Source organism: Serratia sp. AXJ-M (assembly GCF_046531865.1).
Classification (GTDB): domain Bacteria; phylum Pseudomonadota; class Gammaproteobacteria; order Enterobacterales; family Enterobacteriaceae; genus Serratia; species Serratia liquefaciens.
This window is the reverse complement of record NZ_CP059394.1, coordinates 1,176,020-1,199,042: the sequence shown is the minus strand read 5'-3', so window position 1 is coordinate 1,199,042 and position 23,023 is coordinate 1,176,020. Positions and strand designations below refer to the sequence as shown.

Annotated in this window: 22 protein-coding genes; 15 read left to right on the top strand and 7 right to left on the bottom strand. The window is 55.5% G+C overall.

Annotated features, from left to right (window positions below):
- Positions 1-19: 19 nt before the first annotated feature.
- The 3 genes from H0S68_RS05565 to H0S68_RS05555 form a co-directional block, all read right to left on the bottom strand.
- On the bottom strand, positions 20-1,384 hold the full coding sequence (locus tag H0S68_RS05565) for an MFS transporter (protein ID WP_410529221.1): 1,365 nt from the start codon (positions 1,382-1,384) through the stop codon (positions 20-22).
- A 72-nt stretch (positions 1,385-1,456) separates the two neighbouring features.
- Complete coding sequence (locus tag H0S68_RS05560) at positions 1,457-2,929, bottom strand: 2-hydroxymuconic semialdehyde dehydrogenase (protein WP_410529220.1); 1,473 nt, start codon at positions 2,927-2,929, stop codon at positions 1,457-1,459.
- Positions 2,930-3,079: 150 nt separating this feature from the next.
- Positions 3,080-4,069 carry a LysR substrate-binding domain-containing protein gene (locus tag H0S68_RS05555; RefSeq protein ID WP_046374304.1) on the bottom strand — a complete coding sequence of 330 codons (990 nt, stop codon included), beginning with the start codon at positions 4,067-4,069 and terminating at the stop codon, positions 3,080-3,082.
- Positions 4,070-4,366: 297 nt separating this feature from the next.
- Between H0S68_RS05555 and H0S68_RS05550 the strand changes: the two genes are divergently transcribed.
- From H0S68_RS05550 to H0S68_RS05520, 7 genes are read left to right on the top strand one after another with little or no spacing between them, the layout of a single operon-like run.
- Complete coding sequence (locus H0S68_RS05550; protein ID WP_130016056.1) at positions 4,367-5,137, top strand: 2-keto-4-pentenoate hydratase; 771 nt, start codon at positions 4,367-4,369, stop codon at positions 5,135-5,137.
- Positions 5,134-6,081 carry an acetaldehyde dehydrogenase (acetylating) gene (locus H0S68_RS05545; RefSeq protein WP_197820229.1) on the top strand — a complete coding sequence of 316 codons (948 nt, stop codon included), beginning with the start codon at positions 5,134-5,136 and terminating at the stop codon, positions 6,079-6,081. Before H0S68_RS05550 ends, H0S68_RS05545 begins: the two co-directional genes overlap by 4 nt.
- On the top strand, positions 6,078-7,115 hold the full coding sequence (gene dmpG, locus H0S68_RS05540) for a 4-hydroxy-2-oxovalerate aldolase (protein ID WP_410529219.1): 1,038 nt from the start codon (positions 6,078-6,080) through the stop codon (positions 7,113-7,115). Before H0S68_RS05545 ends, dmpG begins: the two co-directional genes overlap by 4 nt.
- Complete coding sequence (locus H0S68_RS05535; protein WP_400825022.1) at positions 7,112-7,894, top strand: 2-keto-4-pentenoate hydratase; 783 nt, start codon at positions 7,112-7,114, stop codon at positions 7,892-7,894. The genes dmpG and H0S68_RS05535 overlap by 4 nt, the downstream gene beginning before the upstream one ends.
- Positions 7,891-8,310: a RidA family protein gene (locus H0S68_RS05530; RefSeq protein ID WP_020825585.1), complete on the top strand. Its 420-nt coding sequence runs from the start codon at positions 7,891-7,893 to the stop codon at positions 8,308-8,310. The genes H0S68_RS05535 and H0S68_RS05530 overlap by 4 nt, the downstream gene beginning before the upstream one ends.
- A gap of 39 nt (positions 8,311-8,349) precedes the next feature.
- Positions 8,350-8,922 (top strand): 3-hydroxyanthranilate 3,4-dioxygenase, encoded by a 573-nt coding sequence (locus H0S68_RS05525; protein ID WP_046374308.1) that lies wholly within the window; start codon positions 8,350-8,352, stop codon positions 8,920-8,922.
- Positions 8,919-9,914, top strand: coding sequence for an amidohydrolase family protein (locus H0S68_RS05520; RefSeq protein WP_020825583.1), 996 nt, complete (start codon positions 8,919-8,921; stop codon positions 9,912-9,914). The genes H0S68_RS05525 and H0S68_RS05520 overlap by 4 nt, the downstream gene beginning before the upstream one ends.
- A gap of 56 nt (positions 9,915-9,970) precedes the next feature.
- Here H0S68_RS05520 and H0S68_RS05515 read toward each other — a convergent pair whose 3' ends face one another.
- Both H0S68_RS05515 and H0S68_RS05510 read right to left on the bottom strand, forming a co-directional pair.
- Positions 9,971-10,297 (bottom strand): gamma-glutamylcyclotransferase, encoded by a 327-nt coding sequence (locus tag H0S68_RS05515; RefSeq protein WP_130015887.1) that lies wholly within the window; start codon positions 10,295-10,297, stop codon positions 9,971-9,973.
- Positions 10,298-10,502: 205 nt separating this feature from the next.
- Complete coding sequence (locus tag H0S68_RS05510) at positions 10,503-11,390, bottom strand: LysR family transcriptional regulator (protein WP_165366287.1); 888 nt, start codon at positions 11,388-11,390, stop codon at positions 10,503-10,505.
- A 96-nt stretch (positions 11,391-11,486) separates the two neighbouring features.
- Here H0S68_RS05510 and H0S68_RS05505 point away from each other — a divergent pair, with 96 nt between their 5' ends.
- The 4 genes from H0S68_RS05505 (at position 11,487) to H0S68_RS05490 (ending at position 15,030) form a co-directional block, all read left to right on the top strand.
- The gene (locus tag H0S68_RS05505) at positions 11,487-12,422 is read left to right on the top strand and encodes an NADP-dependent oxidoreductase (RefSeq protein WP_128864454.1); all 936 of its coding nucleotides are present in this window, start codon (positions 11,487-11,489) and stop codon (positions 12,420-12,422) included.
- A 92-nt stretch (positions 12,423-12,514) separates the two neighbouring features.
- Positions 12,515-13,504 carry a zinc-dependent alcohol dehydrogenase family protein gene (locus H0S68_RS05500; protein ID WP_410529218.1) on the top strand — a complete coding sequence of 330 codons (990 nt, stop codon included), beginning with the start codon at positions 12,515-12,517 and terminating at the stop codon, positions 13,502-13,504.
- 41 nt (positions 13,505-13,545) lie between these two features.
- A complete protein-coding gene (locus H0S68_RS05495; RefSeq protein WP_128864452.1) occupies positions 13,546-14,409 on the top strand; it encodes an SDR family NAD(P)-dependent oxidoreductase in 864 nt (287 codons plus the stop codon).
- A 201-nt stretch (positions 14,410-14,610) separates the two neighbouring features.
- Positions 14,611-15,030, top strand: a complete 420-nt coding sequence (locus tag H0S68_RS05490; RefSeq protein WP_142815757.1) for a DoxX family protein — start codon at positions 14,611-14,613, stop codon at positions 15,028-15,030.
- A gap of 199 nt (positions 15,031-15,229) precedes the next feature.
- Here H0S68_RS05490 and H0S68_RS05485 read toward each other — a convergent pair whose 3' ends face one another.
- Positions 15,230-17,644, bottom strand: a complete 2,415-nt coding sequence (locus H0S68_RS05485; protein ID WP_410529217.1) for a pyrroloquinoline quinone-dependent dehydrogenase — start codon at positions 17,642-17,644, stop codon at positions 15,230-15,232.
- Positions 17,641-18,543: an alpha/beta hydrolase gene (locus tag H0S68_RS05480; RefSeq protein ID WP_174573849.1), complete on the bottom strand. Its 903-nt coding sequence runs from the start codon at positions 18,541-18,543 to the stop codon at positions 17,641-17,643. Before H0S68_RS05480 ends, H0S68_RS05485 begins: the two co-directional genes overlap by 4 nt.
- 71 nt (positions 18,544-18,614) lie before the next feature.
- Here H0S68_RS05480 and H0S68_RS05475 point away from each other — a divergent pair, with 71 nt between their 5' ends.
- The 4 genes from H0S68_RS05475 (at position 18,615) to pqiC (ending at position 22,865) form a co-directional block, all read left to right on the top strand.
- On the top strand, positions 18,615-19,244 hold the full coding sequence (locus H0S68_RS05475) for a TetR/AcrR family transcriptional regulator (protein WP_116691032.1): 630 nt from the start codon (positions 18,615-18,617) through the stop codon (positions 19,242-19,244).
- 150 nt (positions 19,245-19,394) lie between these two features.
- Entirely contained in the window at positions 19,395-20,693 is a 1,299-nt protein-coding gene (pqiA, locus tag H0S68_RS05470) for a membrane integrity-associated transporter subunit PqiA (RefSeq protein ID WP_116691179.1), read from the top strand.
- On the top strand, positions 20,677-22,320 hold the full coding sequence (gene pqiB / locus H0S68_RS05465; protein ID WP_142815760.1) for an intermembrane transport protein PqiB: 1,644 nt from the start codon (positions 20,677-20,679) through the stop codon (positions 22,318-22,320). Before pqiA ends, pqiB begins: the two co-directional genes overlap by 17 nt.
- Complete coding sequence (gene pqiC / locus H0S68_RS05460) at positions 22,317-22,865, top strand: membrane integrity-associated transporter subunit PqiC (protein ID WP_142815761.1); 549 nt, start codon at positions 22,317-22,319, stop codon at positions 22,863-22,865. Before pqiB ends, pqiC begins: the two co-directional genes overlap by 4 nt.
- The last annotated feature ends 158 nt before the right edge of the window (positions 22,866-23,023 follow it).

The window sequence follows — 23,023 nt, the reverse complement described above, 5'->3', positions numbered from 1 at the left end:
CCAATCGTGGAGGCCGTATTCAGTGTTTATCCTGCAAGCGAGCCAACAGCAGTTCTCGCCGCCTCCCGCTGAAATACTTCAGCGTCAGCGCCAGGCAAACCAACCAGGCAGGGATCAGCAACAGGCTAAAAATGGCCGCGGCGGGATACTGGTAACGCAGCAGTTCCGCACCGGCGAGCACGCCGAATATAGCGCCAAAACGCCCTACTCCATACATGCTGCCCACCCCGGTGGCGCGGCAGCTGGTGGGATAATAGGAAGCAGACAGTGACGCCAGCGCAGATTGCCCGCCACCGGAAGCAAATCCCATAAAGAACACCAGTGAGCCCAACAGCAGTGTATGAGTGACGTTACCAACCGCCAGGCCCACGCCATAGGCCAATAGCCCGGCGACCAGATAGGTCAGCGCCAGGACCTTATTGGGTTCACGGCGATCCATCACCCACCCGATCAGTATGGATCCCACACCACCGCCTAACGGGAACAGCGCACTGATATGGGAAAATTGCAGTACCGACAGCCCCGCCTCTTTTAGCAACAGCGGCATCCAGCTAACAATCATATAAAACACCAGCATGCTCATAAAACAGCTCAGCCACAGCAACCCTGTGACGGTGCGATGCGGCGAAGTCAGAATGGCACGGATAGCGGAATGTCCGTCGGCTATTTTTTCCGCAATGACGAAGTGCTCAGCCCGCTCGGCCCCTTCCTTCTTTATGCGCTGTAAAACGGCGCGAATACGGGCGCTGGGATAGCGCTTAAGCACCATATAACGCACCGATTCGGGCAATAACCAAGGTAAGGCTACGCACAGCAGGATAGGCACCACGCCCCCCACCACCAACACTGAACGCCAGCCAAATGAAGGGATAAGGTAACCGGCCAGCAGGCCACCGACGGCCGCACCCAGCGGGAAGCCACACAGCATGGCGCTGACAATCATGGTTCGTCGCTTACTGGGGCAGTATTCGGACAGCAGCGTGATGCTATTGGGCATCGCAGCCCCTAACCCTAATCCGGTAATAAAACGCAGCAGGGTCAATGATCCTATCGAAGTTGACCAGGCGGTTGCCAGACTGAACACCCCAAACAACAATACGGAATAGATCACCGCCGGTTTGCGGCCCACCCTGTCCGCCAGCGGCCCGGACAGCAGCGAACCAAACGCCAGGCCAAACAACGCCGCGCTCATGGCGGGCCCCAGTTCGGCTTTCTGCACTCCCCATTCGTCCAGCAGTGAAGGGGCCACGTAGGCAATCGCAGCCATATCGTAACCGTCCATGAAAATCACCAAAAAACACAGCAGCAGCAGTAGCCATTGGAACGGGGAAAATGGCGATTGATCGATAAAGGCTTCAATATCCAGAGATGCACCATGAGACATGAGGTCAGGCTCCTGTCAGCGAAGAGGGGGGACTCTGCGTGCTGCCACGGGCTGGCGGCAGCCGGTGAGCGATTATAGTTTTATGCAGACATTGCTGATTTCAGAATAAAAGTCCAAAGAGTGACGCCCGCCCTCGCGCCCCATGCCGGACAGTTTGCTGCCGCCAAACGGGGTGCGCAGATCGCGGGCATACCAGCTGTTAACCCAGACGATGCCGGTATGAACACGCCGAGCCAGGCGATGCGCCCGCCCGACCTGACTGGTCCATAACGCGCAGGCCAGACCATATTGGCTGTCGTTGACCCGCGCCAGCACTTCCTCTTCGTTATCGAAAGGCGATATGTGACATACCGGTCCAAAAATCTCTTCGCGCACGCAGCGTGCATCGTCGCTAAGCCCGGTCCAAATGGTTGGTCGGATCCAGGAGCCGTTATCGCGCTCGTCACCGAATACCGGTACCTCACCGCCGGTGATCAGGGTGGCTCCTTCGCTACGCGCCAGCGCGAAATAGGAAAGCACTTTATCCCGGTGCTTTTGCGACACCAGCGGACCGAGATCCACGCCCTCCTCATCGGGATAACCTATTTTCAAGGCTTCGGCCCGTTCTTTTAATGCCGCGACGAAACGATCGAAGATCGGGCGCTCGACATAGACACGTTCAGAGCACAAACACACTTGCCCAGTGTTGAAAAATGAGGAGCGTGCTACGCCGGCGACCGCCGCCTCAAAGTCAGCATCGGCAAACACCACCGCGGCATTTTTCCCGCCCAATTCGAAAGAGACTTCTTTTACGCCATCCGCCACCGCTTTCATGATGGCGCTGCCCGTACGAGATTCGCCGGTAAAGGAAACGGCGGCAATCTCCGGCTGGCGGGTAAGATACTCGCCTGCGGAACCCGGTCCGAAACCGTGGATCAGATTAAATACCCCGGCAGGCAAACCGGCCTCATGCATCACTTGCGCCAGCAGCGTTGCCGAAGAGGGGGTTTCTTCCGACGGTTTGCACACCACGGTGTTACCCATGGCCAACGCTGGCCCGAGTTTCCAGGTCAGCAGCAGCAGCGGCAAATTCCAGGGAGAAATTACGGCCACCACCCCTAGCGGTTTGCGGACCGTATAGTTGAACAGCAGGCCACCATCGGCCTGTGGCGTTTCGCAGCATTCATTGACCGAGGTTGCAGCCAGATCGGCGAAGGTACGGAAGTTGGCAATGGCGCGGGGAACGTCCAGCGTACGCGCCAGACTCTCGGGGCGTCCAGTGTCCGCCACTTCTGCCGCGACAAATTCGTCAAAACGGGCTTCGATACCCTCGGCCACCCGGTGCAATAGCGCCACACGTTCCGGCACGCTCAGTTGCCCCCAGGGCCCGGAGAGTGCGGCATGGGCGGCTTTGACCGCTGCCGCTACCTGCGCTTCCCCCGCTTCGGCAACTCGCGAAACGAGGTGTCCATCAACGGGGCTGATATTGTCGAACTGCCGGATCCCATCGACAAACTGGCCGTCGATATACAAGGGTAAATCCGGCGCGGATTGATAAATTGCCACGGCACTGTTCCTCCTGAGTCACAAAACGGCACGAAGAAACCTGCCATTGGCGTCTGAAAACAACGCCGTTGGAAGGGAGCTTCGACCGGGTATCGTTACGCAGTGTAGGGAGCCGTAGAAATAAGGTGAAAATGAATAAAGCGGGCTTTGCTATGCCGTTTGGTTATAGCCAGGCAACGCATTGTCTTCCTGAACCGCCAATTTCAGGCATTCAATCAGTTGCCTGCTCGCCGGCGTCAAAGGCTTATCTTCACGGATGGAAAACCCGACCTCGGTGGAAGGGCCCACGTCGCCAAGCGGCAGTTGGAACAGCAGACCGGCCGCAATAAAGCGCCGCGCCGCGGCGGTCGGCATCAGGCCAAGGAATGAAGAATCCACCAGCAGGTTGACGTTGGTCAGCAGCGACAATGACTCCACGATATTTTCAGGGGCCGGCAGCCCGGACTCCTTGAAGAATTGATCGGCCACACGCCGGGCCGGCGAGTCGAGCGGCGGCAGGATCCACGGCCATGACGCAAGGTGTTGAAGGTTAAGATTGGCTTCTTGCACCAGCGGATGGCGGCTGCCGGCCACCACGCAAAGGCTGTTGCAATATAATGCCCGGTGACTCAGCGCCATGCGGGCGGTCAGAGGCGCATCGGGCTCGGGCAAACGCCCTACCACCACATCCAGCTCACCGGTCGCTAATGCAGGAAATAAGTAATCCTGCGGCCCTTCCCGTACGGTGACCAGAATTTTGGGTGCTCGCTCTTTCAGCAACAAGATGGCGCGCGGCAACAAACGGGCGCTGGCCGAGATCTGCGTTCCCACCACAACATGGCCGGTAACGCCGCCCTTGAAGGTGTTCAGCTCATCGGTCAGGTAGCGCAGCTCGGCAATCACCGATTTAACCCGCTCTCCCAGCAAGACACCACAGTCCGTTGGGGTTACGCCCCGATTATTACGGTCGAACAGGATGGTATCCAGCTGTTGTTCCAGTTCGCGGATCGCTTTGGTCACGGCGGGCTGGGTCAGATTCAGTTCCCGAGCCGCACGCGCAATCGACTGATTGCGTAATACCCGGTCAAAAATCAGCAGTGGACGCAGCTTGAGCCGGTTCAGGATCATATCGCTCACGTTAAAAGGGGAACGTTCATTCATTGCCGTTTACTCCCAAAAATCGTCTGGCCCAGGCACCAAGTCTGGCGACTATGGCATAACTTTAAGGAATAGCAAAAGCCACTTTATTCATTTTTCGCTTATTGGCCATCTGATTAGACTGCCCTGTATCCACTCTCGCCGGCTGGCTAAATCGTGTTCGCCAACGCTCTCTTACTTCAAGGGCATGACTCACGACAATACCCAGCCGCAGGGAAAACGGCCACGTTCACGCGTGGCGCATAACAGGAGAGTCATGTGTCAAATTCACTGAAGCCTGAACACCATGAAGCGGCCAAAATGCTCAGGCAGGCCGCCGAGAGTGGCCGCCCCTGCGCGCCGGTTCGCCACCTGGTGGGTTCACAGGATATCGATGCCGCCTATGCCGTACAGCGGGTCAATAACCAAGAGCGGATCCAAAAGGGATACCGGCCGGTGGGTAGCAAAATCGGGCTGACGTCGGCGGCGGTACAGCGCCAACTGGGGGTCAATCAACCGGATTTCGGCCAGCTGTTCGCCGACATGGCGCTGTGTGACGGTGAAGAGATTGCCGCCGGTCGGCTGATTCAGCCCAAGGTGGAAGCCGAGATCGCCTTGGTACTTGAACAGGATCTGCCCCATGAAAAAAACACGCTCGCCGACCTGATCCGCGCTACCGCCTATCTGCTGCCCGCTCTCGAAGTGGTTGATAGCCGCATCGCCGGCTGGGATATCTCGCTGGCGGACACCATTGCCGATAACGCCTCCTGCGGACTGTTCGTGCTGGGCAACCGCCCGGTGCTGTTGAAGGACGTCGATCTGCTGGGCTGCGGCATGGTGCTGGAGCGGGCTGGCGAACCGGTTTCGGTGGGTGCCGGAGCCGCCTGTCTGGGCAATCCGCTGCTTGCCGCCTTGTGGTTGGCGGACACGCTGGCGCAACGCGGCAACGCTTTGCGTGCCGGCGATATCATCCTCACTGGCGCATTGGGGCCGATGGTAGCGGCCTGCGCTGGGGATGTGTTTAGCGCCCGCATTGAGGGCCTCGGTCAGGTCAGCGGCCGCTTCGCCCCTGCCGCAGGAGGTGATCAATGAGCAACTCAGCGCAAATTGCCGCTGCAATCATCGGTTCGGGCAACATCGGCACCGATCTGATGATTAAGATCCTGCGCCACGGTCAGCACCTGCAAATGGCTGCGATGGTCGGAATCGATCCTGCCTCCGACGGCCTGGCCCGTGCGAATCGGCTGGGCGTGGCGACGACGTCTGAAGGCATTGATGGCCTGCTCGCGCTGCCCGATTTCAGCGAAATCAAAGTGGTTTTTGACGCCACTTCGGCCGGGGCGCACGCGCACCACAATAAGTTGTTGCAACAGTACGGTGTACGGGTAATCGACCTGACTCCGGCAGCCATCGGCCCCTACATAGTGCCGGTAGTCAACCTGGCAACTCAGGGCGACGCCCCCAATCTGAATATGGTCACCTGCGGCGGACAGGCCACCATTCCGATGGTGGCCGCCGTCGCCGGCGTCACCGATGTTTACTATGCCGAGATCGTCGCTTCGGTCTCCAGCCGTTCTGCCGGGCCCGGCACTCGCGCAAACATCGACGAATTTACCGAAACCACCGCGCTGGCACTGCAAAGCGTAGGCGGCGCAAGGCGTGGCAAGGCCATCATTATCCTCAACCCGGCCGAACCGCCCTTGATGATGCGCGATACCGTTTTCTGCCTGACGCCACCGAGCGATCGACAAGCAATCACCGAGGCGGTGGTTGCCATGGTCGCCAAAGTGCAAGAGTACGTTCCCGGCTATCGACTCAAGCAGGAAGTCCAGTTTGAAACCATCGCCCCGGCCGATGCGCACCTTTACCCGGATCTGGGGCCGCAGGGTGGCCTGAAAGTCTCCATCTTCCTGGAGGTCGAAGGGGCCGCTCACTATTTACCGGCCTACGCCGGCAACCTCGACATCATGACGTCAGCCGCACTGGCCTGCGGTGAGCATATCGCAAGGCGTTTGCTGCAAGGTCAGGGAGCATGAAGATGAAAAAACTCTATATCTCCGACGTCACTCTGCGTGACGGTTCCCACGCGGTACGCCACCGTTACTCGCTGCCACAGGTCAGACAAATCGCCACCGCGTTGGATCGCGCTGGGGTCGACTCGATCGAAGTGGCCCACGGTGATGGGCTATCCGGCTCCAGCTTCAACTACGGCTTCGGCGCGCACAGCGACGTCGAGTGGATTGCCGCTGCCGCAGAGTCGGTCAGCCATGCCCGGATCGCGACGCTGCTGTTGCCGGGTATCGGTACCGTTCACGATTTGCGCAATGCCTATGATGCAGGCGCGCGGGTAGTGCGCGTCGCCACTCACTGCATCGAAGCGGATATTTCGCGCCAACACATTAGCTATGCGCGTGAGCTGGGAATGGACACCGTCGGTTTTCTGATGATGTCCCACATGGCTGACCCCAAACATCTGGCACAGCAGGCGAAACTGATGGAGTCCTACGGGGCCACCTGCGTGTACGTGGTCGATTCTGGCGGTGCCATGCTGATGCAGGATATCCGCGATCGCTTCCGCGCTCTGCGCGAGGTGCTCGATGAAAACACGGAAATCGGCATGCACGCTCACCATAATTTAGCGCTTGGGGTCGCCAACTCGATTGTCGCAGTGGAGGAAGGCTGTCAGCGGGTCGACGCTTCACTGGCCGGTCAGGGCGCCGGTGCCGGCAATGCGCCGCTTGAGGTCTTTATCGCCACCGCCGAACGTTTGGGCTGGAACCACGGTTGCGACCTGCTGCAACTGATGGACGCGGCAGACGATCTGGTGCGTCCATTGCAGGATCGTCCGGTACGCGTCGATCGAGAGAGCCTGTCGCTGGGGTATGCCGGCGTCTACTCCAGTTTCCTGCGCCATGCCGAAAAGGCGGCGGAACAGTATCAACTTAAAACCGCCGATATCTTATTGGAGGTCGGCCGTCGGCGTATGGTCGGCGGCCAGGAAGATATGATCGTTGACGTCGCCCTGGATTTGCTGGCCCAGCGAAACAGGCTTCAGGAGAACATTGCATGAGCAAAATCATGGATCTTACCGCACTGGCCACTCAGCTAGACCAGGCCACACTCAGCCAGCAAGCCACCGCACAGTTAACCGGACAGCTGGCTCTGGATCTTCCCACGGCCTATCGGATTCAGGCTGAAGGGATCCGGCTGCGCGAGCAGCGTGGAGAGCGTCGCGTCGGCCTGAAGCTGGGTTTCACCAGCCGCGCCAAAATGCAGCAAATGGGCGTTGACCATCTTATTTGGGGAGAACTGACCGATGCCATGCAGATTGAAGAAGGAGGAACACTGGATCTGCGCGAGTTGATCCACCCGCGCGTGGAACCTGAACTCTGTTTTATCACCGGCAAAGAGATCAATGGCCCGCTGTCCCTGGCCGAAGCCGGCCGGGTGCTTGAAGGGGTATGCCCTGCGCTGGAGATTATCGATTCCCGTTACCGCGATTTCCGCTTCACCCTTGAGGACGTGATTGCCGACAACTGCTCATCCGCCAAATTCATCGTGGGGGCCTTGCAGAACCCGCAGCGCGCCATCGATAACCTTGGTGTGGTGATGAACTTTCATGGGCGTCCGGTGCAGGTTGGCAGCACCGCAGCTATTCTTGGGCATCCATTGCGTGCACTGGTACAGATCGCCAGCCTGCTGCATCAACAAGAACGCGTACTGCCTGCCGGTTCGGTGATCCTCGCTGGCGCGGCAACCGCAGCAGAAACTTTACGCCCCGGGCTACATGTCAGCGTCGATATTTCCGGTTTTGGGCGAACGGCATTTCATACCGAGGGCCAGCTATGACTAACCAGGCTGTGGTTGTTAAGGGAAAAGCCGCCCCGCGCGGACGTTTTCCACACGTGAAACGGGCCGGCGACTTTCTGTTTGTCTCCGGCACCAGTGCCAGATTGCCGGACAACAGTATTGCCGGGGCCGAAGCCGATGCCATGGGGGCAACCCGCCTGGCTATCGACGTTCAGACTCGCGCGGTGCTCGATAATATTCGCGACATCCTGCGCAGTGTCGGAGCCGACCTGAATGATGTTGTCGAGATCAGCGCTTTTCTCGTCAATATGAACGATTTTGCTGGCTATAACGCGGTGTATGCCGACTATTTTGACTACGACGGTCCGACCCGCACCACCGTGGCGGTGCATCAACTGCCCCACCCGCACTTGTTAATTGAAATCAAGGCCATCGCCTATAAGCCCCAAAAATAACCTGTGCATATCCTCTGCCCTACGAATCGGAGAATAACAATGTCTAACTTCAAATATGGATTTCCGCTCAACTTCAATACTTGGCTAGACAGTAACGCGCATCGGCTCAAGCCCCCGGTCAATAATCAACAGATCTGGCAGGACAGCGATTACATGGTTACCGTCGTCGGCGGGCCGAACCAGCGCACCGATTTTCACGATAACCCGGTAGAGGAGTTCTTCTACCAGTTTAAAGGGAATGCCTATCTGAACATCTGGGATGACGGCCGTTACGACCGCATCGACCTGCGTGAAGGGGACATTTTCCTGATGGCACCCCATGTGCTTCATTCTCCTCAACGCCCGGAAGAGGGCAGCCTTTGCCTGGTGCTGGAACGGATGCGCCCGGAAAATGAGCCGGACGCCATACAGTGGTCATGCGCGGCCTGCGGCAACCTGATCAAAAGATATGAAATGAACCTCAAGAGCATCGTGGCGGATCTCCCTCCGGTTTATGAACAATTTTATGCAACCAGCGATGAAGAACGCCGCTGCAGCCAGTGCGGCGAGATCCACCCAAGCCGCGATGCACAAACCTGGCATCGCACACTGAAGGCAACAGAAACCCGATGAAAATAGATATCCACTCGCATTTTTTCCCTAAAATCAGCCAACAAGAGGCTGCCAGGCTGGATGTTGAGCGGGCTCCCTGGTTGGCAACCCACGGGCGCGAAGGCCAGATCATGCTCAATGATAAGCCTTTCCGGCCGGTCTATGACGCCCTGTGGGATGCCGAACGCCGCCTGGAACAGCTGGATGAACAGCAGATCGATATTCAGATCATGTGCGCCACGCCGGTCATGTTTGCCTATGACGTCGCTCTCGATCGCGCCCTGCCCTGGGTCCAATTGATGAACGATCGGGCGCTGGAGATGGCGTCTGCCAATCCGCGACGGCTGAAGGTGCTGGCGCAGGTTCCCCTGCAGGACAGCGAGGCCGCCTGCCGCGAAGCCAGCCGGGCAAAAGAGTGTGGTCATATTGGCGTGCAAATAGGTAATCACGTAGGGGCAAAGGATCTGGATCATGAATCGCTGATCGTCTTTCTGACCCACTGCGCCCACGAGGGTATCCCGGTGCTGGTACATCCCTGGGATATGATGGGCGGCGCGGAGCGTATGAAGAAATGGATGCTGCCCTGGCTGGTGGCAATGCCGGCGGAAACGCAATTGGCGATCCTCTCTTTGATCCTCTCAGGTGCCTTCGAACGCTTGCCGCGCAGCCTGAAACTCTGCTTTGCCCACGGGGGCGGCAGCTTTGCTTACCTGATGGGGAGGGTTGATAACGCCTGGGAGCAGCGCGATATCGTGCGAGAAGATTGCCCGCATAAACCGTCAAGCTATCTGGATCGCTTCTCCGTCGACTCCGCGGTGTTCGATCCACGGGCGCTAGAGCTTCTGGTGGATACCCTGGGTGCGGAACGGGTCATGCTGGGCTCCGATGCTCCCTTCCCGCTGGGGGAACAACAGATTGGCCATTTGGTCAGCAGCTCTGCCTTGCCGGAGAAAAGTAAGCGTCAGATTTTGGGTGAGAACGCGCAGTCGTTTTTCTGTTTGCCGAACCGGTAACCGCCGCATTTCGGGAACGAGATGGCTCGTTCCCGAGCTAAACAACGGCAGCGGCGTTATTGCTTCAGCATGTAGATAAACGAATCGACGACGTCGCCACTTGCCGTAGTCACACTGACGGCCACCCGCTCATAACCTTCTCCCTCAAATTCATCGAGGGTTTGCCAGTGGGCGGCCAGATTGTCGGAACAAAACAGAAAACCCTGAACCCGGCTGCCGCTGTTATCCAGCACGATGCCCGGATAGCCCATTTCGGCGCCCCACCCTGCATTCAGCAGCGTTCCCCCCACACTGCCCTCTTCCCAACTTCCGCCGATGCTTTCCATGATGTGCGCGTTTGGCCGCCCTGGCCCTAACGTCCCGTAAACAAACAAACTCAACATGTTATGTCCTGCATTCTGATGATTTGCTACAGAAACTAGCACAGCGTCGGCAGCCAACATAGTCGTTAGCCGGGTAATTAAATGGATTTTCGAGCCAGGGACTGGAGGACAGCGTTGCAGGCGGTTCAATGGCTGCTTGCACGCTTAAGTGCAGCCATCATTCACTGCTTACCCGACAGGATCGCCGGTTTTGTTTTTCGAACCGTTAATGATGAATACTGCTTTCCTGTGAAAATGTTTCCTTCAATAAATCAATAAAGGCTCTTAATCTTCCGGTGACATAGCGCCTACTCGGATAAAGGCACCATAAAATCAGCTCTGGCTGTTCACTTACCCCCAGGTGAAGCAACCTGCCGGCTTTGATGTCATCGGCGACCAAAGCTTCCGGTAGCAGTGCGGAACCGACTCCCGAAATGAGGGTGGAACGGGTGATAAACGGAGAGGAGATATATAACTCCGTGTTCACATTGAAATGTCGTGGTTCCCCCTCCAAAACGGTACTAATTTGATTCGGTTTCCAGTGCGTTCCAATACTGATGAAAGGAAGTTCCGTGAGCGGGTCTCCCAAAGCCAGTTGTTCCCTATATTGCGGTGACGCAACAAATATTAATGTCTCTTTGAATATTTTTATACCTATCATCTCTTCATCCGCCATCGGATTTACACGAATAACGGCATCGAAACCTTCTCGAATAGGATCAACCAATCTGCTGTCAGCAATAAGTTCAAGTTCGACCAATGGGTAAAGCGCTCTGTAACGAGCAGCCAGTTTACCCAAGGTATCAAATGCAATAACGGGAGGAACGCTAATCCGTAATTTTCCTGAGGGGCTACCGGTCTGTTCCATCATGTCAGTTTTGATGTCGTTGAGCTCGTTAACCAAAGGCTTTATCCGCTCGAATAGCAGGGTTCCTTCGGCGGTCAAGGTGAAACCGGTATTCGTACGTTCAAACAAGCGCGTTTGCAGTTCATCTTCCAACTGACGGATCCGCCGTGAAATAGAGGCTTTAGGCGTCATCGTTGCGCGACTTGCCGCGCTGAAGCTGCCGTGTGTAATCACACTTATGAAGTCCTGCAATGCATTCATATTCATGAGCTGTCTCATTTTTGGTCCGCGGCGTCCATAATTTAGCATCTTATTAATTATTATTGGTACGGATATAGTGAAAAAATAGCTTAGGAGATCAACATGAATCAGCAATTAGCAGCAGTTATGTATAGTTATGGCGCTGAGGGCACGATCAAAATTCAGCCCATCAACAGGCCCCAGGTCTCACCGGGCAAGGTCATTGTGGAGATCGCCGCCGCAGGGGTTAATCCATTAGACTGGAAACTGCGTGATGGCCTGCTTAAGCATATATTCCCATTAACTTTTCCCTGTATTTTGGGTGGCGAGTTCGCAGGAAAGATTGTTGAAGTGGGGGCTGGCGTCACCACCTTCAACGTCGGCGATCGCGTGATAGGGAAGCCTGTGAACCGCGGGGCATTTGCCGAAACGATAGAAATTGAGCCGGAACTGTTAATCCCCATCCCCGATGATCTGGACGAAACCGTCGCAGCAACCCTGCCGGTTGCCGGCTCGACGGCGTGGACGGGGTTATTTGATATCGGGGAATTAACGGCTGGGCAAACCGTTTTGATCCAGGGCGCGGCTGGCGGAGTAGGCTCTTTGGCTGTTCCTTTGGCTCATCGCGCAGGGGCAAAGGTCATCGCTACGGCTTCGCAAAAAAACAGAGATTACGTCAAGTCATTAGGTGCCACAGATGTCGTTGACTATAACGACGCTCATGCCTTATCGATGATAAAGGGAGTTGACCTCGTTCTTGACTTGGTCGGTGGAAGCTCCCTGGAAGCACTCTGGAACACTCTGGCGCCAAACGGCCGAATTGTAAGTTCAGTTGCCGTTGATATCGCAGAAAAAACACCTGACAGCCAACCAGGAAAAGGGACATTTTTTCAAATGAAATTTGACCCTGCCAAATTGAATTCTATAGCGAAAGAGATTGCCAAAGGTGAGATTCCCTTCACGCCTCCGCGAGTATTTTATTTAAAGGATACTTCGTTAGCGCTGGACTCCGTCAAAAGCGGAGGATACCGGGGGAAAACCGTCATACGCATGAAATAATGGAACAGGCATAAAATTACACTTATTTTTGTGTCAAAAACTCCAGTCATAAATTCGTATTAGTTTACGTGTTTTATATAAAGGGGAACAAAATGGCGCGGGTTATCCAGTTTGATCGTGTCGGTGAACCAGATGTATTAAAAATTGTGGACGTGGATCTCCCTGCCTTAGCCGCCGATGAGGTCAGTATTAAGGTGAAAGCTATCGGTTTAAATCGGGCGGAGGCGCTACTGCGTCGCGGTAAGTATGCATTTCCTCCGGTATTTCCGCAGCGAATGGGGTATGAAGCGGCCGGGATTATCGACGCCGTTGGTGCACAAGTGCAAGGCCTTATCCCTGGCGACGCGGTGAGTGTTATCCCTTCACTGGCTATGGATCGGTGGCCCACCTATGGTGAAACTATTCACTACCCAGCCCGTTACGTGGTTAAGCATCCGGAAAATTTATCCTGGGAGCAAGCGGCCTCGGCGTGGATGCAGTACATCACGGCATATGGGGCACTGGTTGACGTTGCAGAAGTGACCTCTGACGACTATGTCATGGTCACTGCCGCTTCCAGTAGCGTTGGTATCGCCGCGATTCAAATTGCCAACATGCTTGGCGCTCGGGTGATAGCAACCTCAAGAACCGAATCCAAACGCCAGGCGTTACTCGATATCGGTGCATCATGGGTTGTCACTTCTCGGGGTGAGAAAAGCGTAGCTGAAGTTAAAGAAATCACCGGCGACAGGCCGCCGCGAGTTATCTTCGATTGTATTGGGGGGGAAGGTGTGCCCATGCTATGCGAGATCTTGGCGCCCGGAGGCACGCTGATAGAGTACGGTAATCTGAGCGGTGAAAACACCCCTTTCCCGGCAAGTTTGGCGATCCCGAAAGGCCTGACAATCAGGGGATTTGCTTACAGCGAAATTGTAGGAAATGCGGCGCGCCTCGCCAACGCTAAAACCTTTATTTTGGCGGCGCTTAGTCGTGGCGAATTAAAGCCGGTTATAGCGAAATCCTTTGTGTTTGATCAGATAGTTGCAGCACATCAATATCTAGAAGCGAACGCCCAGCTAGGCAAAATTGTTGTCACCGTTTAAGCGAAGATGAAGGCCCTGGCCCTTGTCATCAGGAGCAAATAATGCAAACAGAAAAAGATGTCATCGCCGTTATTACAGGATCAAGCAAGGGAATAGGTAAGGGAATAGCAAAGGAACTGGGACGACAAGGTGCGATTGTCTATGTTACGGGTCGTGACCAGGAGTCAGTCGAAAAGGTGGTCAGTGAAATAACCCACGCGGGGGGGCAAGGAGTAGCGGTTGTTTGCGATATGTCTGACGATGCACAGATAGCACGCCTATTTAAACAGGTGGAGCAGAAGCACGGTTATCTCAATATCCTCGTCAATAATGCCACCACGCTTAACAGCCAAATGGGAGTGAAACCCTTTTGGGAAGCCACCATCCATCTTGCCGATATACTGGATGTTGGCTTACGTTCTCATCATGTTGCGACTTGGCATGCGGCGCGCTTGTTGCTTGCCGGTGGGCGCGGGTTAATCGTCAACGTATCTTTCTATGCCGATGCGAAGGTGCATGATCCAGCCTATTACGCTTCAAAGGCTGGCCTGGATAAATTGGCCGCTTCCTACGCCGAGCACTTCGCCCCCTTTAACGTTTCCGCCGTATCCCTATGGCCAGGTTTCGTAGCCACAGAGACGATGGTTGAGCTTGCCAACTCAGACCCGAAAACGCGCGCTCTCCGTGACACATTGGGATTTGAGAGCCCTGAGTTTTGTGGACGCGTGGTATGGGCGCTATTTAGCGACCCTAACTTAAAGACCTTATCCGGCAGTACATTACTGACGGCTGAAGTGGGTGAGCATTATAATATAATCGATAACAATGGGCATATACCCAAATCCTTACGTCAATTATATGGTAACCCTCCCGCCGAGCACGATATCATGAATAAACAGGCGGGCACTGAGAATAAGAAGATGTGAGCGTAATGCGGGGGGATAATAACGTCGTTAGTTTGCTGTTTAAGCACTCTTTACTTTTATTCAGGCCACAACCATTACTCCCCCAGCCCAGGGTTTAGCCACCACCATCAGCGAGCCATTGAATACGCGGCCCGGTGTGTAATTACAAACCGGTCGTTGATTTTTAATGTGTATATTATTTAATATTTTGAGGAAGCGTTAATGTCTATAAAAGGCAAAATTGACAATATCATCGACAACAAATTATTCTTCGGCTTAGTGTCAATTTTAATGAGAGTACTTCTCTCATCTGTATTCATTATTGCTGGAATAGGTAAAATTTCGGCTTATAACGCGACAGCTGAGTATATGGCGTCGATGGGCGTACCAGCAATATTATTGCCTTTGGTGATATTAACCGAGCTAGGCGGCGGTGTGGCTCTTTTACTGGGCTTTCAGACGAGGATTGTCGCCATTCTGTTCTTCGGATTCTGTATCATCTCAGGACTGATTTTTCACAGTGGTCCCGACCTACAAAGTCAGTTGATGCTGATGAAAAACATCACGATGTCCGGTGGTTTTATCGCCCTGTTTCTCTTAGGGGCTGGCGGGTTTAGTCTGGATAATAGAAACAACCCTTAGTCAGTATTCTCCGGCAAACCGCAGGCAAGCGTCTGAATGCACTAACACATCATGAGCCGCTCAGGGCGGCCATTATAGATTCATTTTCTGTGGGTCGTATTGGCTAGCGCTCGTGCGAGAAGTCTAGGGGGGCTGACACTTGCAGCAAGGTTCATGCTGCAATGACCAAGCCCCCCTGCTATGCCTTGAATTCAGTGTTTCAAGGCGATTTAGGCAATGCAAACGCCATCACCACATCACCGCCAAAACGGCCAAGGCCGGTATGCCCACCAGCGGCAATGACAACGTATTGGCGTTTATCCTTGCCTTCGTAGACGCTCGGAGTGGCAATGCCGCCGAACGGCAGTATGGCGTGCCACAGCTCGCGGCCGGTACGCAGATCAAACGCCCGGAGCGTGCGGTCAGCCGTGGCGGCGATAAAGATCAGTCCACTGCGGGTCACCACCGAGCCGCCCATGTTCGGCACGCCGACTTGCAGCGGCACATGGGAGGAAATGCCGAAGGGGCCGTTGTCATAAGCGCTGCCTAGCGGATGGCGCCAGAGCAGCTTGCGAGTTTTGAGGTCAAGCGCGCTGAGCATGCCCCACGGTGGCTGATTGCAAGGTATGGCCAATGGCGATACGAACGGCGTGGCACTGATGGCGTAAGGCGTACCTAATTGCGGGCCGCCGAAGTCGCCGCCCTTGCTGCCTTGCTTACCGTTGGCTGAAACCTCGTCGCGCGGGGTCAGCTTGTTGATGATCGCCATGTAATTGTTGTTAGCCACGACGATATGTCGCAAAGGATCGACCGACACACCGCCCCATTCGAAGACACCCGCCGAGCCGGGGTACGCCAGTGAACCTTGTACCGATGGCGGCGTAAATGCGCCCTCGTAGCGCAACGCCTTGAAGCGGATACGGCAATACAGTTGATCGAGCGGCGTAGCTCCCCACATGTCGCTTTCGTGCAACGTGGCCGGTGCAAACGTAGGCATGTCGCTCTGGAAGGGCTGGGTAGCTGACAGGTGTTCGCCTGGCACGGCCCCTTGTGGCACCGGCCGCTCCTCGATGTGAGTTAACGGAGCCCCCGTGCGCCGGTCAAGCATGAACAACTCGCCGCGCTTGGTCGGTACCAGCAAGGCGAGTACTGGCGCTACGCCCTGTGCGCCAGACAAGTCGACCGTGGTCGGTTGAGATGGAATATCGTAGTCCCAAATGTCGTGGTGGGTGGTCTGGAAGTGCCAGCGTATTTTTCCGCTATCCGCGTCGACGGCGATCAGCGAACTGGCATATTTTTCCGACACGGCTTGCCTGCCGCCGCCGAAGAAATCCGGCGTTTCGTTACCGGTTGGCAGATAGACCAGGCCCAACGCCGGATCATTGCTGATCGGTGCCCAGACATTTGGCGTGCCGCGCGTGTAGAACTCGCCTGCGGGTGGAAGTGTTGTGCGATCGGTGCGGCCCATGTCGAAGGCCCATGCCAGCTCGCCGGTGCGGGTATCAAATGCGCGCACGACGCCGGAGGGCTCGCCGCGTTCCACGTTATCGAACACCCACCCGCCGATCACAGCCTTGCCGTGCACGATCGAGGGCGGTGAAGTGACGTAGTAGAAACCCGGCTTGACCAGGCCCATACCTGCGGTCAGATCGATTTCGCCGTTCTGGCCGAACGCCGGGCAACGCTGGCCGGTATCGGCATCCAGCGCGTACATCCTGGCATCCAGAGTGGCGGTGATAATCCGATGAGCGCAAACGCCGCTGGCCCCTGGCGTTTCGTCATAGGATACGCCACGGCAGGCAAGAAACGGTGCTGCGCTCAGATTCGCATGAGGATTAAAGCGCCAGATCGATTTTCCTGTCTCAGGCGAAACGGCGATGACTTCGTCATGGGGGGTACAGAACACAAGCTTGTCGCGTACCTTCAGCGGCGTAGCCTCGAACATCAACTCGCTCGCTTTATTGCCTTGCGGCAGGCCGGTTGCGCCAGAGTGGAAGGTCCAGGCCAGTGTGAGATCGGCAACGTTGGCCGGAGTGATTTGATCCAGAGGCGAGTAACGCTGGCCACCGGGTGTTCGTCCGTAGTTCGTCCAATCGCCGGGGGCGTTAGATGCCGAGTCGACGGGCATGTCTTCGGCGGGATATTCGCCCAATGCCGTGGTCAGATCGATGCCGTGGTCAGGCTGTAAGCCGACAATTAACAGGCTAAAAAGTAACAACGTTAGCGCGCTGCCGAGCAGCAACGCAGGCATGTTGCCGCGCGCGCTTTCGCGATGCCGCGTAAAAGGCCGGGCGAACCAACGCCAGGTCAGCAACATGACGATGAGCAATACCAGAAAGAACAACAAGCGCGGCAGTAGTGCAATCGGGTCCCAGCCGCATTCGTACAAAGCCCAGGCCAGCGTCGCTACGCAAAAGCCGGCATAGAGCACAAAGCCGCTGCGACGTGCCAGCAGCAATAGCGATGCCGTTATCAGCAACACGATGCCGGCGATGGCGTAGTACCAGGAGCCATCCAGCTTGATAAGACAGATACCGCCGTACAGCATGGCAGCACCGGTGAGTAGCAGGATAAGCCCCAGACAGGCGCTGATCCATCGGCAAGAGCCGCCTGGCTTTGTATGGCTGGTTGTCATGCCGCATTCCCTAGGTATCTAGTCACTGCTTCCACCTTGCGAAAGACGTCTTTCGCTTCCGGCAGAAAAGTGAGTCCCATGAATACGTGAAAACCACCTGGATACTCGTGGTAGTCGAGCGTGACGCCTGCGACTTGCGCTTTTACCGCGAACTTCCGCGCGTCAACAACAAAGATATCTCGGTCTCCCTGGAATATGCTCATCGGCGGCATCCCCCGCAAGTCAGCGTAAAGCGGGCTCATGTAGGGTAGTTCGGGGGAAATGTCTCCAGCCCACATTCTCCCGCATACTCGTGCGCCGTCCACGGCAAGCATAACGTCCTTATTCTCCAGCTCCCTCATTTCAGCGTCCCTCATAGAGAGATCCAACCATGGGGCAAACAGAAAGAGATGGTCAGGGAGCGACAACCCATCATCGCGTCGACGAAGCGCTAGCGTCAGTGCTGCGTTGCCCCCTGCGCTGTCGCCCATCACGACGATTCGCTCACCCTTTCGGGCGGAAACGATGCTGTCAAAGACCGTATCGATCAGAGCGGTGCCAACGCGATAGTCATGTTCGGGAGCAAGGGCATACAGCGGAACGGTTACGGTAGCGCCGGTCGCGCCGATCACCGCACTGATGATGCTCCAGTGTGAGTGATGCAGTGGGTTCACGTAGGCACCGCCGTGCAGATAGAGCACGTGCAGATCGCGCTTTCCGGTCCGCGGCGTCAGAGTCACGACTCGCTGCCCCTGGTGCTCGCGCTCCTCGATTTGGCAGGAAGAACGAAGTGCGGCTGGAATAGGCGCGGCCTGAGGGGAAGGCCTATTTAGCAGGTACTTGTGCAGCTTCACGTCATCGGCAAGAATTTTTGGCGCAAGCCCCATCAAGAGTCTTGCGCAGGTGAGAAATACGCTCATGTGAATTTTCCGTAGAAGTAGTCGTTAATTTACGATACGATTCAGTATCGAAACTGTCAAGGATCATAATTATGTCGAAAATTACACCCTCAGACGCCCCCACTTTAGCCCCGGAGACCGCCAGGCCGGCGGTGGGACGCCCTCGAGATGCAGAATTAGACTTGCGGATTATGCGAGCGGCGCTAGCGCAGGTAGCGGAAGGCGGCTTCCATTCACTCACTATGGAAGCGGTAGCTAAACGGATAGGAGCAGGCAAAGCTTCACTGTATCGACGGTGGAAGTCTCGTGACGCCCTGTTGGCTGATGCCCTACTGGCCTTTTCACCCACCGATCTGCCCATCGATACGGGCTCACTGCGCAGTGACCTTATCGCCGTTTATGAACACTTCTACGGCCTGAACGACCCCGATATCCGTCTCGCAATCATTGAGTTTCTTGGAAACCATCGCATCCTCAGCGGATGGGTAGAACAGACGCTCCCTGGCTGGTTGAATAGCCGTCGTATTCGCGTCTTAGAAATAATCGAACGTGCGATTGACCGTGGTGAGCTGCTTGTTTCGGACCAAGTGAACCTGGATCTGTTAATCGACTTGTTGCCAGGTGTTGTTCAATTCCGCCATACCGAGCGCAGCCAGATAGTGGACAGCGAACTGATCGCAGAAGTGGTAGATCAAGTTCTTCTTCCCTTGTTATCCCGGTAACTATGGCCTGCTGCACATACATAACCGACATAACTCTCAATGGCACGCTCCGCAAGGAATACGGCCCTACTGGGGTTTCTCTACGATTTCTGTCCTCCAAAGAGCATGAAACTCTGTTGGGACAGGGTAATGTGGGCCGTTGAATCTCATATGCGTATAATTTTAGCAATCCGGCACGCGCAACCTTTAACTGAGAAACTGATTCTATGCCCGCAGTGCGATTTACTGATGGCGTTACCGCCGTTAAGCGCGGGTACCAAAGCGGTATGCTTACGTTGCAGCACGACTCTCAGCACCCGCTGGGAGGAACCGCGCAAACGGCCGATAGGCTACGCCCTCAGTGCGTTGTTCATGCTGCTGCTGGCCAATATTTTTCCGTTTATCAATATGCGCGTTGCCGGCTTCGGTAATGAAATCAAACTGATTAATATCCCCCAGGTCATGCTGGAAGAAAACCACGCCAGCATGGCCACGCTGTTTATGCTGCTCGTACAACTGATCCCCGCATTTTGTATGCTGGCCATCATTGTGCTGTGCGCCAGAGTGCGTATGCCGTTGGCATTAAAAGAGTGGCTGGGCAAGATGCTGTTCCAGTTTAAAACCTGGTGCATGGTGGAGGTCTTCCTCGCCGGGGTGCTGGTCAGCTTCGTCAAACTGATGGCCTATGGCGATATCGGCATCGGCGGCAGCTTTTTGCCTTATTGCCTGTTCTGTCTGTTGCAGGTGCGCGCCTTTCAGTGCGTAGATCGCCACTGGCTGTGGCAGGACATCGCACCGGCGCCGCGCCTGGATCTTCCGTTAACGGTCGGGGGCACTGGCATGCGCCAGGGCGTGCGCTCCTGTCTCTGTTGCACGGCAATTCTGCCGGCCGAGGTGACCCAATGCCCACGCTGCCACACCAATGGCTACGTGCGCCGCCGCAACAGCCTGCAGTGGACGCTGGCGCTGCTGGTGACCTCACTCATGCTTTATATCCCTGCCAACCTGATGCCGATCATGGTCACCGAAGCACTGGGCAACAAAATGAATTCGACCATCATGGCCGGGGTGATCTTGCTGTGGGGAGAAGGATCTTATCCGGTGGCGATGGTCATTTTCATCGCCAGCATTATGGTGCCGTCGCTGAAGATGCTGGCTATCGGCTGGCTGTGCTGGGACGCCAACGGCAACGGGAAAAACCGCGGCAACAGTGAACGTATGCATCTGATTTACGAAGTGGTCGAATTCGTTGGCCGCTGGTCAATGATCGACGTGTTTGTCATCGCCGTACTGTCTGCGCTGGTTCATATAGGCCTATTGATGAGCGTCTATCCTGCAACTGGCGCGTTGTTATTCGCTCTGGTGGTGATCCTCACCATGTTCGCCGCCATGGCTTTCGACCCCCGGCTGACCTGGGATCGTCTAAACGAAACAATAAAAAAGGAGCCGCAAGGTGACGGCAAACAATAATGACATCGCAGGCGTCGAGAAGATTGCGCGCTGGTCGCCGGTATGGATCATCCCTATCGTCACCGCGCTGATCGGCGCCTGGATCCTGTTTTACCACTTTAGCCATCAGGGGCCGGTGGTGACCTTGGTTACCACCAGTGCCGAAGGGCTGGAAGCGGGCAAAACCGAAATCAAAAGCCGCAGCGTCGACGTCGGCGTCGTCGAAACCGTGACCTTAAGCGGCGACCTGAGCAAGGTGATGGTGCAAGCACGCCTTAACTCCGGCATGGATAAACTGTTGCGTCAGGATAGCGCCTTCTGGGTGGTGAAGCCGCAGATCGGCCGCGAAGGCGTTTCCGGCCTGGGTACGCTATTGTCAGGTGCCTATATCGAACTGCGGCCGGGCAATAAAGGCAAAGACGGCAAGGATAACTACCAACTGCTCGATGCGCCGCCGCTGGCCTCTGCGGACGCCAAAGGGCTGCGCATCTTGCTCGACAGTGAGAAATCTGGCCAGTTGAACGCCGGCGATCCGGTGCTATTTCACAACTACCGTGTCGGTTCAGTGGAAACCAGCTATTTCGATCCCAAACAGCGCACCATGCGCTACCAGCTGTTTATCTCGGCCCCCTACGACCAGTTAGTGACCAGCAACGTGCGCTTCTGGAAAGACAGCGGTGTGGCATTCGACATGTCGGCACAAGGCATGCGTGTGGAAATGGGCTCGTTGGCCACCTTATTCAGCGGCGGCGTGAGCTTTGACGTGCCAGACGATTGGGATAGAGGCCAACAGGCTAAAGAAAAGGACGTATATCAACTGTTCGACAACCAACGCAGTATTCAGGACTCACTGTATACCGTGCACAAAGATTACCTGATGTTCTTCACCGACTCGGTTCGCGGATTACAGCCGGGTGCGCCGGTAGAGTTTCGGGGTATCCGTCTCGGAACTGTGGCCCAAGTGCCATTTTTTAAAGAAGGTATTGAACATCGTTTGAACAACGATTACCGCATTCCGGTGTTAATCCACATCGAGCCAGAACGCCTGAGGAAGTTAGGCAAGGACTTTGATTTTGATAAAAGTCTGAAAGACGCCGAGTCACGCGGCATGCGCGCTTCTCTAAAATCAGCCAACTTGCTAACCGGTTCTCTCTATATCGATCTGGACTTTAATCCGCAGGATAAGGCTTGGGATGAACCGCACGAGCTGTTCGGCTACCCGCTGATACCTACAACCAGCGGCGGTCTTGCGCAGATCCAGCAAAAACTGATGCAAACGCTGGATAAGATCAACGCGATACCACTCAATCCGATGATCAACGAAGCGACCAAAACGCTGGCGGAAAGCCAGAGGACCATGAAGTCCACTCAGCAGACCATGAAGTCGCTGAATGGCATCATCTCCAGCAAAGAGATGCAGGCGCTGCCGCAGGACATGCAGAAAACACTGCAGGAACTCAATCGTAGTTTGAAAGGGTTCCAACCAGGCTCTCCTGCCTACAACAAAATGGTAGCGGACATGCAACGTCTGGATCAGGTGCTGCGTGAACTGCAGCCGGTGCTACGCACTCTGAATGACAAGAGCAATGCGCTGGTGTTTGAAGCCGCCAGCCATGATGATCCCCAGCCTAAGAAGGCCAATAAATGATGAAATGGCTCCCGATAGCTCTGACACTGCTGCTCAGCGCCTGTAGCAGCACCCCAAAAAAAACCTACTATCAGCTGCAGGCGTTGGGCATGCCAGCCCCGGTGAGCAGCGGCGCGTCAACGCGTGAACTGTGGTTGGAACATATTTTCGTGGCCGATTATCTCATGCAGAATGGCGTGGTTTTTCAGACTAACGATGTGCAGTACGTCATAGCCCAGAACAACCTATGGGCCAGCCCACTCGACCAGCAACTGCAGCAAACGCTGGTGACCAATCTGAGCAGCGCGCTACCGGGTTGGGTAATATCTTCCCAGCCAATGAGTCGCAATCAGGATGTGCTTAACGTCTCCATTAGCGGCTTCCATGGCCGCTTTGACGGTAAGGCTGTCATCCGCGGTGAGTGGATCCTGAATCACCAGGGCCGGCTGATCAAACGGCCGTTCAACCTGGAACTGAAGCAAAGCGAAGACGGCTATGATGCACTGGTGCGCACCCTGGCAGAAGGATGGCAGAAGGAAGCGGGGTCAATAGCCAATCAGCTATAGAAAATTTTATTTATTTTCTTGGTGGAAGATTCAAAAAACAAAATTGTAACGGCGGAGAGTTAATCCAATACTCTCCCTTGAAATAGGCGGATATACATTAATCAATAATCACATTAAAGGTCAGGAGTCATATCCCTTCTGGCCTTTAATGAAGATGA